The following is a 13,490-nucleotide window of genomic DNA, read 5'->3' on the forward strand; positions in this document are numbered from 1 at the left end:
ATGTTCGGTGAAGCGATTGCAGGCGAGGCGCTCAATGGCGAAGTGGCTTTCGTACCTTATGCGCCGAGCGAATTCCGCATCAAATGGACCACGCTGGATTGGGAAGCCGATGAAGCGTACAAGCTGCGGCGGGCGGTGTTCTGCATCGAGCAGGGCATTTTCGTCGGCGACGATCGGGATGATATCGACATGCACGCGCAGCAACTGGTCGCAGTGAGTTGTGTGGCCGGCATGCCGGAGCAGGTGGTCGGTACGGTGCGGATTCATCGCGATGAGGGCAACGTGTGGTTCGGTTCGCGTCTGGCCGTGCATGCCGCGTTTCGCCGCCACGGCAAGATCGGCGCGACGCTGATCCGTCTTGCGGTGAGCAGCGCCCATGCGCTCGGCTGCGAGACCTTCCTCGCGCATGTGCAGAGCCAGAACGAGCCGCTCTTTCGGGCGATGCATTGGGATGTGCTCGCCGAAGAAATGTTATTGGGGCGGCCGCATCATCTGATGCAGGCTCAGCTGGACTGGTATCCGCCATGTGTGACGCCGTATAGCGGCTTCGTGACTCACACGCGACCGCATGGCCTGGTTTCGGCACGGAGCGCGGCATGAGCGTGGCGGAACTCGTTGCCAGCCTGCGCGAGAGTCGCGGATTTCGGCACAAGACGGATATCGTCGATGTGGTCGGCTCCCTCGCACGGCGTCTGCCTGGCGGCACGCAAGATCTCGCGCAGGCAGTCGCGCTTGGCGACGATTGCGCGGCCATTGCCGATGGCGATGGTTACCTGCTGTTCGCAATCGAAGGCATGGTCAGCGATTTCGTGAGCGCGATGCCATGGTTCGCTGGCTACAGCAGCGTGATGGTCAACGTCAGCGATATCTACGCGATGGGCGGCCGGCCGCTGGCGGTGGTCGACGCGCTATGGAGTCGAGGCATCGGCGCAGCCGAGGACGTGCTCGCGGGTATGGCAGCGGCCTCCGTCGCTTATGGTGTGCCGATCGTAGGCGGTCATACGAATACGCGCAGCGATGCGGCGCAACTGGCGGTGTCGATCGTGGGGCGCGCGAAGGCGCTGCTGTCGAGTTTCAATGCGAAGCCCGGTGACCGGTTGATGATGGCCGTCGATTTGCGCGGCCGCTTTGAGGAACCGTATCCGTTCTGGAATGCGTCGGTGGATGCGCCGCGCGACCGTTTGAGAGCGGATCTCGAACTCCTTCCGCTGTTAGCGGAAAGTGGCTTCTGCGACGCGGCGAAGGACATCAGCATGGCTGGCACACTCGGCACGGCACTGATGTTGCTCGAGTGCTCGGGGGTGGGGGCACGGATCGATCTCGATCGTATTCCGAAGCCTGCGGACGTTCCCTGGGCGCGCTGGGTCACCGCGTTTCCGAGCTTCGGCTATCTGCTCTCGGTGAGGGAAGACCATGTGGACGCGGTGCAGGCCCAGTTCGATTCGCGTTCGCTCGCTTGCGCCGTGATCGGTTCGGTCGATGCGACGTCTGAAGTGGTGTTGCATCAGCACGATGAGGCTGTGGTGTTGTGGGATTTCAATCGCGAGCCGTTCATGGTTGCGAAGGACGGTCCGCGATGAACGCGTTGCGTATTGCGTTGCTGACACATTCGGTCAACCCACGCGGCGGGGTCGTGCATACGCTTGAACTGGCAACCGCATTGACAGCGCTCGGTCATGACGTGACGGTCTTCGCACCGGCCGTGCCGGGCGAGGCGCTGTTTCGCCTGCCGCCGTGCCGCGTGGTCTATGCGCCGATCACGTTGTCTCAGGCCGGCACGGCAGCCATGGTGGAGGCGCGCATTCATGCATTCAAGCAAACCTTGATGGAACACGACGCGTGGTCGTTCGATGTGCTGCACGCGCAGGACAGTATCAGCGGCAACGCACTCGCCGAACTGAGAGCACAGGGTCTCGTCCGCGGTTTCATCCGCACTGTTCATCATTTGGATCATTTCGACGATCCACGTCTCGCTGCATGGCAGCGGCGGGCGTACGAGGATGCGGAGCAGGTGTTGTGTGTCAGCGATATATGGACTCGCGAGATGCGTTCGACTTTCGGCATTGCGGCGCTGACGGTGCCGAACGGCGTCGACGTTGCGCGCTTCACGCCTGACGAGGACGTGCGTGATTCGCAGTTCAGGCAGCGCATGGGCATTGACGGCGGCCCGATCGTGCTCTCAGTAGGCGGTATCGAAGCGCGCAAGAATACGCTCGCGCTGCTCGAAGCGTTCGCGTCTGTGCGCCGGGCGTTGCCGGGCGCACAACTCGTGATCGCCGGCGGCGCGAGCCTGCTGGACCACGACGTCTATGCCCGCAGCCTGCTTAAGCGCGCGGCGGAGTTGGGGCTATCGATCGGTCCACACGAAAACGTGGTGGTGACCGGACCGTTCGATGACGCCGCCATGCCCGGCCTCTTTCGCAGCGCCGACGTGCTGTCGATGGTGTCGTTGCGCGAGGGCTTCGGTTTGGTGGTGCTGGAAGCGCTGGCTAGCGGCACGCCGGTGGTTGCCTCGGCAATCGCACCGTTCACCGAGTATCTCGACGACACCACCTGTTGCTGGGCAAACCCGGCCGATGTCGAGTCGATAGCGGCGGCCCTGCTGCTTGTTCTCACCGGCGGCGGTTGCCGTATTGATTTCGACCGGGCAGTGCCCGCGTTACTCGCACGCTTTAGCTGGCCGGCAAGCGCACGGCGTCACGTCGACGTCTACCGCCAATTGCTTGCAACGCGCGCGCTGGTTATTCATTGATCGATTGAGGATTTGCGATGCCTGTCATGCACTTTCGGATTCAGTGGCCCGATGGCGATGAAGCGAACTGTTATTCGCCGTCGCTCGTCATTGGCGATTTCTTTAAACCTGGCGAGGCCTATGCGCTGGACGATTTCGTCGAACGTTCGCGGCAGGCGTTAGGTATCGCGTCGGAGCGCGTGCGCGAGAAGTACGGCTTTGCCTGCTCGGCGGCAATGGATCAGCTCGCACAGATCGAACGCGGCGCCGAGCGCTTTCGCGAACAGCCTGAGGCGACCGTCAAGGTTATCGAATTCAGCTAGACGCTCATTTTTGCAGAGGAAGCATCATGTCGAATCCAGCACATCACGCACGCGCTGACGGCCATTACAGCGTGCTCGTCGTCGGTGGCGGGCAGGCGGGTCTGTCGGTCAGCTATTACCTCAAGCAGGCGGGCATCGACCATCTGGTCGTGGAAAAGAACACAGTGACGCATACGTGGCGTCAGCAGCGCTGGGATGCGTTTTGTCTCGTGACGCCGAACTGGCAATGTGCATTGCCCGGCTACCCCTACCAGGGCGACGATCCGCACGGGTTCATGAGGAAGGACGAGATCATCGACTATCTCGACGGTTTCATCGCGCACGTCGATGCGCCGGTGATCGAGCATGCGGAAGTCAAACGCGTGAAGCAGCGCGACGACGGCGTCTATACGATCGTGACCACGCAAGGCGAGTTCACCGCGGATCAGGTGGTGGTCGCCTCGGGCGGCTATCACACGCCGATCGTGCCGCGTCTCGCGGAGCGCTTGCCTGCAAGCATCGTGCAGTTGCAATCGTCGGCGTATCGGAATCCACAGGTTTTGCCCGAAGGCGCGGTCATGGTGGTCGGTACGGGGCAATCCGGCGCGCAGATCGCGGAGGACTTGCATCTGGCCGGGCGCAAGGTGGTTCTCGCGGTCGGCGAGGCGCCGCGCTGCGCGCGCTTCTATCGGGGGCGTGACGTGGTCGATTGGCTCGCCGACATGCAATACTACGACATGCCGGTCGAAAAGCATCCGTTGCGCGAAGGCGTGCGCGACAACACCAATCACTATGTGACCGGCCGCGACGGCGGGCGCGACATTGACCTGCGCAAGTTCGCCGCTGAAGGCATGGAACTGTACGGCAGGCTCGACGATCTGCGCGACGGGCAATTCCATTTCGCACCGACGCTCGCCGCTAATCTCGACGCCGCAGACGACACGTATAACCGGATCAACGCGAGCATCGACGGCTTCATTGAAAAGCATGGCATCGACGCGCCCGCGGGTGAAGTCTACGAACCCGTCTGGCGGCCGGTCGAAGAACGTACGACACTCGATCTTCACGCTAGCGGCATTTCGGCCATCGTGTGGTGCATCGGTTTTACGCCGGACTTTAGCTGGCTCGATGCACCGGTATTCAACGGTCGAGGTTATCCAGCGCATACCCGTGGCATCACGCCGATCGACGGTTTGTATTTCGTCGGCCTGCCGTGGCTGCATACATGGGGTTCAGGGCGCTTCTCAGGCGTCGCGCGGGATGCGGAGTTTGTCGTGCAGGCGATTCGGGAGAAGATGTGCGAGCGCGCGTCGGTGAGGGCGGCAGTGGCAGCTTGAGACTGCGCTCGATGCCGGTGCGAACGGCGGCGCCACGTGGTCGAAGAAGCCGTCGTTCTCGTCGTAGTTGATCAGCAGCACGGTCTTGCTCCCCACGTCGGGATCTGCCGGCTATAGAAGTCGCGATAACCTGCGCGCGCAAGTGGGAGGCGGTGGCCTTGACGGCGTTCAACCCTGCCGCGAAATAAACGCCGCAATCGCCTCGTTCAACGCGTCCGGCGCATCGCGATGCGGCGAGTGCCCACACGCGTCGAGTTTGACCAATTGCGCATGCGGCACGCGCTCGCCGATCGTATCGATCTGTGCCATCGTGCCGTAGTTGTCGTCGTTGCCTTGCACCGCGAGCAAAGGTTGCTTGATGGCGGCCAGTTCACCGACGATGCGCCATTCCCTGAATGACGGATTCAGCCAGATATCGTTCCAGCCATAAAACGCGGAATCGACGTCGGCGTGATAGCGGCTGAGCTTACTGCGCAGATCAGTGGTTTCATAGAGCTGCTTGGTCTGCGCGATGCTTTCCACTGAGATGTCTTCGACGAATACATGCGGTGCGATTGCCACCGCGCCGGCCAATTCATCCGGATGCAGCGCCGCGTAGAGCAGCGTGATCGAGCCGCCGTCGCTATGGCCGATGATCCACATGCGCTTACGCTCCTGCATGTTGATATCGAGTGCGTCGAACAAAGCGGGCAGGATATCGCGCGCTTGTGCGGTCATAAAATCGACCGGCCATTTGACGTGGTGCGCACGCGGTGTGGAGAGTCCATAACCGGGCCGCGAATAGACGAGGCCACGCATGCCGAGCCGCTCGCACAAGGCTAGCGGCCAGTCGCGCCACATGGCAATCGATCCGAGTCCTTCATGCAGGAATACGGCGATCGGTGCATTGCCCGCCGCTTCATTCACCCAACGATATTCAATGCGTAACGGCCCATGCGATGCCGTGGCGGGCAGTTCCGCGAAGTTGCTAGCTAAGGCCGTGGTTACGGGGTTCTGCATGGATCACCTTATGACAGTTCGCGCAGTTTGAAGCGTTGGATCTTACCGGTAGCGGTTTTCGGCAAATCGTCGACGAACAGGATGTCGCGCGGATACTTATGCGGCGCAAGCCGGTCCTTGACGAAAGACTTCAACTCATCCGCGAGTATCTCAGACGGCGCGAATTCACGCTTCAACACCACGAACGCACGGGTCTTGACGAGGCCGCCGTGATCGACGCCGACCACCGCCGCTTCCAGCACCGCATCGTGCTGCACCAGGACCATTTCAACCTCGACGGGCGATACATACTGGCCGCTCACTTTGAGCATGTCATCGCTGCGGCCCGCATACACGTAGCAGCCGTTCGCGAGGCGGCAGTACTTGTCGCCGCTGCGAATCCATTCGCCGAGGAACGTCGCGCGCGATTTCTCGCGATTGCTCCAGTACATGAGTGCCGCGCTCGGCCCTTTGATGTACAGATCGCCGATTTCGCCGTCGGGCACCGCGTGACCGGCTTCGTCGCGCAATTCAACTTCATAGCCGGGCACAGGGCGGCCCGTTGTGCCGTATTCGACAGCACCGGCGCGATTCGACAGAAAGATGTGCAGCATTTCGGTCGAGCCGATGCCGTCAAGAATCTCGCAGCCGAAGTGCGCCGTGAAGCGCTCACCGATTTCGCGTGGCAACGCTTCGCCCGCCGACGTGCACACGCGCATCGCGACATCGGCGCGCGCGGGCAGGTTGGGCGAGACAAGCATGCTCGCGTACAGCGTCGGCACACCGTAGAAAACGGTCGGGCGATGCCGTACGAGGCGCGAGAAAATGGCGTCGGCGGTGGGGCGCTCGGCCATCAACACGGCCGTAGCGCCGACCGAAAGCGGGAATGTCAGGCCGTTACCCAGACCATACGCAAAGAACAATTTGGCCGCCGAGAAAACCACATCGCTTTCGACGATGCCAAGAATCGGCTTCGCATACAACTCCGCAGTCCAGTACAGATTCGCATGCGTGTGGACCGTGCCTTTAGGTTTTCCGGTCGAGCCTGACGAATACAGCCAGAACGCGATATCGTCGCAACCCGTCGTGCATGCTTTGATAGCCGGTGTGGCCGCGTCGATCAGATCTTTCAGTCGCGGCGCGGTTAAAGGCTCGCTTTCGTCGCTTGCGGGCGGCTGTGAGACGATCAACTGACAACCGTCGTGTTCGGCGGTATCCATCGCCTGCGTGACATTCGGCAGCAATGCGCCCGACGCGATCACCGCGCGCGCGTGGCTGTGCGTCAGCATGTACACGTAGTCGGCAGCGGTGAGCAGCGTGTTCGCGACGACCGGCACGACGCCCGCATAGAGCGCCCCGAGAAAGGCGATGGGCAGTTCGATGGTATCGAGCATCACCAGTAGCACGCGTTCTTCCGGATGCACGCCGAGTGTGCGCAATGCGCTCGCGAAGCGCCGGGCCCGATCTTCGAGTTCACCGTAAGTCGTGGTGCCGGTGTCGTCTATATAGGCGGTCTTGCCAGCGCGCGATTCGTTCAGACGAAACAGGTAGGCCGCGAAATTGAACACCGCGGGCGGCGGTTCGACCGTCACGGCGGGCTGGCTCGCAGCCGGTTCCAGCAGGGCTTCCATATGTCTCCTCCATCGTGTGGGGGCGGTCCGGCCGTTATGTGCTCATGATCCGCTCGATGCTTGCAGACTGACTCCTTGATGCTTGTCTCGTGCCGCTACGCTGCGGGCAAATGCGTGGTTTGAGTCAGCGCGTCGATTGCAGCGCTCGATGCCTGAACGGCCGAGCGCCTGTGATAGAAACCCAGTGCGCGCAGGCCGCCGAGTTTTTCAATGGTTCGGTCATGGCGCGTCTCAGGCGGAAGGTGGGATGGCGGTGAATTCGATCGCGCCTTGCGGCAGCAGATACAGCACCAGCGCCTGCCCATTCGCGACGGTCGGACGATGTGCGCTACCGGGGCCGTACACGCACCAGCCGGCCGGATGACCGTCGAAGGTGGCGCCTTCGGTGAGCGGCATGATCAGATCGATTTCGCCGTTCGGGTGAACGTGATGCGGACCGGCAATATCCTTCATATCGACTACGTCGACGGAAAAGCCGTGGGTATCCGGCAATGCCTTGAAGATCCGGCCATAGCGAATGCCGCCGCCTTCGCGGTTGCATAGCCAGCCTTCGGCCACGCCGGTGCGGCAGGCCTCCGTCAGATCGCGGAAGGTCGCGCTGTCCGCGGGATAGGTGTCGTTGAGCCACGCGGCCAGCGTGCCGTCGAGCGGCCTGCCGGCGAGTTGCTCAGTCACGCCCGCAATCAGGCGTTGGAAGTCATGGGGGGACATGCGAGCCTCCAGATCAGCGCGCACGCACCTTAATGCATGCGTGTTGTCGCGCCGTTTCCGTGACGTTGCCGAAAAACCTCGACAGCGTTTGTTATTGGATCAATATTTGGCGAAAATTAACCGCTCACCCAATGCCTGTCAAGCACTATAGTACATGTAACGTATTCAAGAGGCAGTTAAACATGAATCAGAATTACACTTCCGCGCCGCTGGAAGATCCTGCCGATGAAGACGCAAGCCGCACGGGTCGGGCCGATAGCGGAGCCGAGCGCGCGACGGAGCGCGGCGGCGAGCGCGAAGAGCGCGATCCTTTTCTGACGGCGATGGGCGAGCGCGTGCGCCTGCTGCGCGCGCGCCGCGGCATGACGCGCAAGACGCTGGCGACCGAAACCGGCTTGTCGGAGCGTCATCTGGCGAATCTGGAATCCGGCGTGGGTAATGCGTCGGTTCTAGTGCTGCGTCAGATCGCGGCGACGCTGAACTGCCCGCTGGCCGAAGTAATCGGCGACGAAACCACCGCCTCCGCCGAATGGCTGCTGATCCGCGAACTGCTGCAAGGGCGCGACCAGGCGGCGTTGCAGCGCGCCCGCGTGGCGCTTGCCGAGATGTTCGCGCAAGCGCCGCGCGACCCGCATCGCAAGGACCGGATCGCGCTGATCGGCTTACGCGGGGCCGGCAAGTCGACCTTTGGACGGATGCTGGCGCAGGAGCGCAAGGTGCCGTTCGTCGAACTCACGCGCGTGATCGAGCAACTCGCCGGCTGCCCGCCGTCGGAGATTCATTCCCTCTATGGCGCGAGTGCTTACCGGCGTTATGAACACCGGGCGCTCGAGGCAGTGATTCAGGAACACGAGCGCGCGGTGATCGCGTCGCCAGGCGGCCTGGTGTCGGAGTCGGGCACCTTCAATGCGCTGCTGTCGCATTGCTTCACCGTATGGTTGCAAGCCACGCCGGAAGAGCACATGCGCCGTGTCGTCGCGCAAGGCGACCTGCGGCCGATGTCCGGCAACAAGGAAGCGATGGACGACCTCAAACGCATCCTGGCGGGGCGCAGCGAACTGTACGGCCGCGCCGACATGACCTTCGACACCAGCGAAAAAACCTTGGCCGACGCCTACTTGCAACTGCGCGACCGGCTTGCCGCAAGGCTCGCGGCGGAATCGCCGGATGACGCACGGGTGATCTGACGTGCAGTGCGGGTTCAGGGTTTACTAGCGAACATGCACTAAAGTGCTTTACTTGGGGGTGATGATGCATTATTGTTCAAAAAACAAGTTTTGCATCGTCCAGTCAGGAGACGCCCCATGTCCGCAGCAGAAACCGCAATCGCGCCGGTCGACTACCGCACCGATCCCTCGCAATACAAGCATTGGAAGCTGAGTTTCAACGGTCCCGTCGCGACGCTCGGCATCGACATTGCCGAGGACGGCGGCATCCGGGACGGCTACAAGCTGAAGCTGAATTCATACGACCTCGGCGTCGATATCGAACTGCACGACGCGATACAGCGCATCCGCTTCGAGCATCCTGAAGTCAAAACGGTGGTGCTGACGAGCCTGAAGGACCGCGTGTTCTGCTCGGGCGCGAACATCTTCATGCTGGGCCTGTCCACGCATGCGTGGAAGGTCAACTTCTGCAAGTTCACCAACGAAACGCGCAACGGTCTGGAAGACTCGTCGCGTTATTCAGGTCTGAAGTTTCTCGCTGCCGTGAACGGTGCGTGCGCCGGCGGCGGTTACGAACTCGCGCTTGCTTGCGACGAAATCTATCTGGTGGATGATCGCTCGTCGTCGGTATCGCTGCCGGAAGTGCCGCTACTGGGCGTGCTGCCAGGCACGGGCGGCCTGACGCGTGTCACCGATAAACGCAAGGTGCGTCACGATCGTGCGGACATCTTCTGTACGGTGGTCGAAGGCGTTCGCGGCGAGCGGGCAAAAGCATGGCGTCTCGTGGATGAAGTCGTGAAGCCGAATCAGTTCGACCAAACGATCCAGGCTCGCGCACTCGAACTCGCCGAACAGAGCGATCGTCCGTCGGACGCACAAGGCGTAATGCTCACGCGTATCGAACGCACCGATCGCGAAGACGGCCTGACTTATAAAACGCTCGACATCACGATCGATCGTGCGAAGCGCATCGCCACCTTCACGGCGAAAGCGCCGCAAGCCGAGCAACCCACGGAGATCGATGCGATCGTCGCCGCCGGCACGAGCTGGTGGCCGCTGCAGTTCGCCCGCGAACTCGACGACGCGATCCTGTCGATGCGCACCAACGAACTCGAGGTTGGCACCTGGGTCTTCAAGACCGAAGGCGAGGCCCGTAACCTGCTCGCCGCCGACGCCACGCTGATGCAACACAAGGACCACTGGTTCGTGCGCGAGACCATTGGCCTCTTGCGCCGCACGCTGGCGCGTATCGACGTGTCGTCGCGTTCGCTGTTCGCGCTGATCGAACCGGGCTCGTGCTTTGCGGGCACCTTCGCGGAACTCGCGTTCGCCTGCGACCGCAGCTATATGGCGGCACTGCCGAGCAACGAAGACGAAGAACCGGCAATCACGCTGTCGGAAGTCAACTTCGGTCTCTATCCGATGGTCACGCATCAATCGCGCCTCGCTCGTCGCTTCTATGAAGAAGCCGAACCGCTCGACGCCGTGCGTTCGAAAATCGGCCAGGCGATCAAGCCCGTTGAAGCCGAGCGTCTTGGCCTCGTGACCGCGTCGCCCGACGATATCGATTGGGCAGACGAAATCCGCATCGCGCTCGAAGAACGCGCGGCGATGTCGCCGGATGCATTGACCGGCCTGGAAGCGAATCTGCGCTTTAATGGCCCGGAAACGATGGAGACGCGTATTTTCGGGCGTCTCACCGCCTGGCAGAACTGGATCTTCAACCGGCCGAACGCAGTGGGTGAAAAGGGCGCGCTCAAGGTGTACGGCAAGGGCAGCAAGGCGCAATTCGACGTCTCGCGCGTTTGATTCTTTGCGACGCGCCGCAACTGAAAGCCACGCCACTGCCTGATACGCGCCTCTCATCTGCAAGCTCTGTATTCCGACCAAGGAACCGACCATGTCAACGATCAACTACAGCGAAAAGATTCCGAACAACGTCAATCTCGCCGACGACCGTGCACTGCAGCGCGCGCTCGAACAATGGCAGCCGAATTTTCTGTCGTGGTGGGGCGATATGGGCCCGGAAGGCTCGCATGGCTATGACGTGTATCTGCGCACGGCGGTGAGCGTCGACGCGGGCGGTTGGGCGCATTTCGATCACGTGAAGATGCCGGACTATCGCTGGGGCATTTTCCTCACGCCCGGCGAGCAGGACCGCAAGATTCATTTCGGCGAGCACAAGGGTGAAGCCGCGTGGCAGGACGTGCCCGGCGAGCATCGTGCGAATCTGCGCCGCATTATCGTCACGCAAGGCGATACGGAACCGGCTTCGGTCGAGCAGCAACGGCATCTGGGTTTGACTGCGCCGTCAATGTACGACCTGCGCAACCTGTTTCAGGTGAACGTGGAAGAAGGCCGCCACCTGTGGGCGATGGTGTATCTGCTGCACCGATACTTCGGCCGCGATGGACGTGAGGAAGCCGAAGCGTTGCTCGGCCGCCGTTCGGGTGATGACGACAATCCGCGCATTCTCGGGGCCTTTAACGAGAAAACGCCGGACTGGCTTGCGTTCTACATGTTCACGTACTTTACCGACCGCGACGGCAAGTTCCAGTTGTCGGCGCTCGCCGAGTCGGGTTTCGATCCGCTTGCGCGCACCACGAAGTTCATGCTGACCGAAGAAGCGCATCACATGTTCGTTGGCGAATCGGGCGTGTCGCGCGTGATCCAGCGCACTGCGCAAGTAACGAACGAACTGGGCACGGATGACGTCGCGAAGATTCGCGCGGCCGGCGTGATCGATCTGCCGACTATCCAGCGTTATCTGAACTTCCATTACTCGGTGACGATCGACTTGTTCGGCGCCGATCATTCTTCGAATGCGGCCACGTTCTATAGCTCAGGCCTGAAGGGCCGCTATGAAGAGAACAAGCGCGACGACGATCATCAATTGATCGGTCAAAGCTATAAGCTGCTCGACGTGCAGGACGGCAAACTGGTCGAGCGCGAAGTGCCGATGCTCAACGCCATGAATGAAGTGCTGCGCGACGACTACATTAAAGATTCGGTGGCGGGCGTCGGCCGTTGGAACAAGGTGCTCGAGAAGGCCGGCATCGATTTCCGCATGACGGTGCCGCATAAAGCATTCAATCGGCAGATCGGCACGTTTGCCGGTACCCGTGTGTCGCCGGATGGCCGTGTGATCAGCGAGACCGAATGGGCCGCGAACGAAGCGAAGTGGCTCGCCACGCCGGAAGATCGCGCGTATGTCGCTTCGCTGATGGGCCGCGTCACCGAGCCCGGCAAGTTCGCGAACTGGATTGCGCCGCCGGCAATGGGCGTGAACCGCCAGCCGGTCGATTTCGAATACGTGCGCTTCAACTGAGTACGACGATTAAAAACGTGTGGCGTGCAGCGTCGTATCCGCACGAATATAGGGTGGAGGAAGTCATGAACGGCCCAGTATCGATCGAAGTTCTCAGGCAGCATCTGATCGATCCGGAAATCTGCATTCGCTGTAACACCTGCGAAGAGACTTGCCCGGTCGATGCGATCACGCACGACGAGAACAATTACGTGGTCAAGGCGGATGTCTGCAATGGCTGTATGGCGTGCGTGCCGCCGTGTCCTACCGGTGCGATCGATAACTGGCGCACCGTGCTGAAGGCCGATGCGTATCCCATCGACGAGCAGTTCAAATGGGACGTGCTGCCCGAGCAGAACACGATGGCCGTGCCAGCGCCGGAAGATGCCGCTGCAGGGTCGTCAGGCGATACGCCCGCAGACGCGAGTGGTATTGAAGTCGATACCGTGCGCGGGTCGGTCGTGCCGCCGTGGTCCGCTGCGAAACCATACGTGAATCTCTACACGCACAAAGCGCCGACTACCGCGACAGTGGTCGGCAACTACCGGCTCACCGACGGCTCGACCGATAGCGACATTCATCACATCGTGCTCGATTTCGGTTCGATGCCTTTTCCGGTGCTGGAAGGCCAGTCGATCGGCATCCTGCCGCCGGGGGCGACCACGGATGGCCGCACGCATCACGCGCGGCAGTATTCGATTGCTAGCCCGCGCGACGGCGAACGGCCCGGCTATAACAATGTTTCTCTCACCGTGAAGCGCGTTTCCCGGCAGCACGGCGACGCGCTCGATGGGATCTGCTCGAATTATCTGTGCGATCTGAAGAAGGGCGACGTGGTGAGTGTGATCGGCCCATTTGGCGGCACGTTCCTGATGCCGAATCATCCGAACTCGCATCTGCTGATGATTTGCACGGGCACCGGCTCAGCGCCGATGCGCGCGATGACCGAGTATCGCAGGCGGCGTCGTCTGAAGGGGGCGACTGGCAAGCTGATGTTGTTCTTTGGCGCGCGCACGAAAGAAGAGTTGCCGTACTTCGGGCCGCTGACGAATCTGCCCAAGGATTTCATCGATACCAATCTGGCGTTTTCGCGCACGCCGGGCCAACCCAGGCGTTACGTGCAGGACGCGATGCGCGAGCGCGCGGTCGACGTCGCTCAAATGCTCAAAGATGACAACACGCATATCTACGTGTGTGGATTGAAGGGTATGGAAGACGGTGTGCTGCAGGCGCTCAAGGAAATCGGCGAACAGCACCAGCTCGACTGGGAAGCGTTATGGATGAAGCTGAAGCGGGAAGGGCGGCTGCATCTGGAGACGTATTGAAC

At 61.5% G+C, this 13,490-nt stretch carries 12 protein-coding genes and 1 pseudogene; 9 read left to right on the plus strand and 4 right to left on the minus strand.

All coding sequences use genetic code 11. The features are described from left to right. From HHL24_RS23800 to HHL24_RS23820, 5 genes are read left to right on the plus strand one after another with little or no spacing between them, the layout of a single operon-like run. Positions 1 to 600 (plus strand): MSMEG_0567/Sll0786 family nitrogen starvation N-acetyltransferase, encoded by a 600-nt coding sequence (locus HHL24_RS23800; protein WP_169487814.1) that lies wholly within the window; start codon positions 1 to 3, stop codon positions 598 to 600. Beyond that, on the plus strand, positions 597 to 1,580 hold the full coding sequence (locus tag HHL24_RS23805) for a sll0787 family AIR synthase-like protein (protein ID WP_169487815.1): 984 nt from the start codon (positions 597 to 599) through the stop codon (positions 1,578 to 1,580). The genes HHL24_RS23800 and HHL24_RS23805 overlap by 4 nt, the downstream gene beginning before the upstream one ends. Then, entirely contained in the window at positions 1,577 to 2,752 is a 1,176-nt protein-coding gene (locus tag HHL24_RS23810) for an MSMEG_0565 family glycosyltransferase (RefSeq protein WP_169487816.1), read from the plus strand. The genes HHL24_RS23805 and HHL24_RS23810 overlap by 4 nt, the downstream gene beginning before the upstream one ends. A gap of 17 nt (positions 2,753 to 2,769) precedes the next feature. Continuing rightward, entirely contained in the window at positions 2,770 to 3,054 is a 285-nt protein-coding gene (locus HHL24_RS23815) for an MSMEG_0570 family nitrogen starvation response protein (protein ID WP_169487817.1), read from the plus strand. Positions 3,055 to 3,080: 26 nt separating this feature from the next. Next, positions 3,081 to 4,370, plus strand: a complete 1,290-nt coding sequence (locus HHL24_RS23820) for an MSMEG_0569 family flavin-dependent oxidoreductase (RefSeq protein WP_169487818.1) — start codon at positions 3,081 to 3,083, stop codon at positions 4,368 to 4,370. Positions 4,371 to 4,379: 9 nt separating this feature from the next. On the opposite strand, the pseudogene HHL24_RS45105 reads toward HHL24_RS23820, so the two are convergent. The 4 genes and pseudogenes from HHL24_RS45105 to HHL24_RS23840 form a co-directional block, all read right to left on the minus strand. After that, positions 4,380 to 4,478, minus strand: a pseudogene (locus tag HHL24_RS45105) (alkaline phosphatase family protein); the annotation flags it as partial. A gap of 60 nt (positions 4,479 to 4,538) precedes the next feature. Further along, positions 4,539 to 5,369, minus strand: a complete 831-nt coding sequence (locus tag HHL24_RS23830) for an alpha/beta fold hydrolase (protein ID WP_169487820.1) — start codon at positions 5,367 to 5,369, stop codon at positions 4,539 to 4,541. 8 nt (positions 5,370 to 5,377) lie between these two features. Then, positions 5,378 to 6,979: a benzoate-CoA ligase family protein gene (locus HHL24_RS23835; protein WP_169487821.1), complete on the minus strand. Its 1,602-nt coding sequence runs from the start codon at positions 6,977 to 6,979 to the stop codon at positions 5,378 to 5,380. A 231-nt stretch (positions 6,980 to 7,210) separates the two neighbouring features. Further along, positions 7,211 to 7,690, minus strand: a complete 480-nt coding sequence (locus HHL24_RS23840; protein WP_169487822.1) for a DUF4863 family protein — start codon at positions 7,688 to 7,690, stop codon at positions 7,211 to 7,213. 182 nt (positions 7,691 to 7,872) lie between these two features. Here HHL24_RS23840 and HHL24_RS23845 point away from each other — a divergent pair, with 182 nt between their 5' ends. From HHL24_RS23845 to boxA, 4 genes are all read left to right on the plus strand, one after another. Further along, positions 7,873 to 8,877, plus strand: a complete 1,005-nt coding sequence (locus HHL24_RS23845) for a helix-turn-helix transcriptional regulator (RefSeq protein WP_169487823.1) — start codon at positions 7,873 to 7,875, stop codon at positions 8,875 to 8,877. Between the two features lie 117 nt (positions 8,878 to 8,994). Continuing rightward, positions 8,995 to 10,665 (plus strand): 2,3-epoxybenzoyl-CoA dihydrolase, encoded by a 1,671-nt coding sequence (gene boxC, locus HHL24_RS23850; RefSeq protein WP_169487824.1) that lies wholly within the window; start codon positions 8,995 to 8,997, stop codon positions 10,663 to 10,665. 91 nt (positions 10,666 to 10,756) lie between these two features. Next, positions 10,757 to 12,184: a benzoyl-CoA 2,3-epoxidase subunit BoxB gene (gene boxB, locus HHL24_RS23855; protein WP_169487825.1), complete on the plus strand. Its 1,428-nt coding sequence runs from the start codon at positions 10,757 to 10,759 to the stop codon at positions 12,182 to 12,184. A 65-nt stretch (positions 12,185 to 12,249) separates the two neighbouring features. Beyond that, positions 12,250 to 13,488, plus strand: coding sequence for a benzoyl-CoA 2,3-epoxidase subunit BoxA (gene boxA, locus HHL24_RS23860; protein ID WP_169487826.1), 1,239 nt, complete (start codon positions 12,250 to 12,252; stop codon positions 13,486 to 13,488). Positions 13,489 to 13,490: the final 2 nt, after the last annotated feature.

The sequence above is a fragment of the Paraburkholderia polaris genome, from assembly GCF_012927345.1.
Classification (GTDB): domain Bacteria; phylum Pseudomonadota; class Gammaproteobacteria; order Burkholderiales; family Burkholderiaceae; genus Paraburkholderia; species Paraburkholderia polaris.

Excerpts from the sequence above, each read along its gene's own strand:
- HHL24_RS23835 (WP_169487821.1), bottom strand. The coding sequence starts at position 6,979 with ATGGAAGCCCTGCTGGAACCGGCTGCGAGCCAGCCCGCCGTGACGGTC.
- HHL24_RS23810 (WP_169487816.1), top strand. The coding sequence starts at position 1,577 with ATGAACGCGTTGCGTATTGCGTTGCTGACACATTCGGTCAACCCACGC.
- boxB (WP_169487825.1), top strand. The coding sequence starts at position 10,757 with ATGTCAACGATCAACTACAGCGAAAAGATTCCGAACAACGTCAATCTC.
- boxC (WP_169487824.1), top strand. The coding sequence starts at position 8,995 with ATGTCCGCAGCAGAAACCGCAATCGCGCCGGTCGACTACCGCACCGAT.
- HHL24_RS23805 (WP_169487815.1), top strand. The coding sequence starts at position 597 with ATGAGCGTGGCGGAACTCGTTGCCAGCCTGCGCGAGAGTCGCGGATTT.
- HHL24_RS23800 (WP_169487814.1), top strand. The coding sequence starts at position 1 with ATGTTCGGTGAAGCGATTGCAGGCGAGGCGCTCAATGGCGAAGTGGCT.
- HHL24_RS23840 (WP_169487822.1), bottom strand. The coding sequence starts at position 7,690 with ATGTCCCCCCATGACTTCCAACGCCTGATTGCGGGCGTGACTGAGCAA.
- HHL24_RS23820 (WP_169487818.1), top strand. The coding sequence starts at position 3,081 with ATGTCGAATCCAGCACATCACGCACGCGCTGACGGCCATTACAGCGTG.
- HHL24_RS23830 (WP_169487820.1), bottom strand. The coding sequence starts at position 5,369 with ATGCAGAACCCCGTAACCACGGCCTTAGCTAGCAACTTCGCGGAACTG.
- boxA (WP_169487826.1), top strand. The coding sequence starts at position 12,250 with ATGAACGGCCCAGTATCGATCGAAGTTCTCAGGCAGCATCTGATCGAT.
- HHL24_RS23815 (WP_169487817.1), top strand. The coding sequence starts at position 2,770 with ATGCCTGTCATGCACTTTCGGATTCAGTGGCCCGATGGCGATGAAGCG.
- HHL24_RS23845 (WP_169487823.1), top strand. The coding sequence starts at position 7,873 with ATGAATCAGAATTACACTTCCGCGCCGCTGGAAGATCCTGCCGATGAA.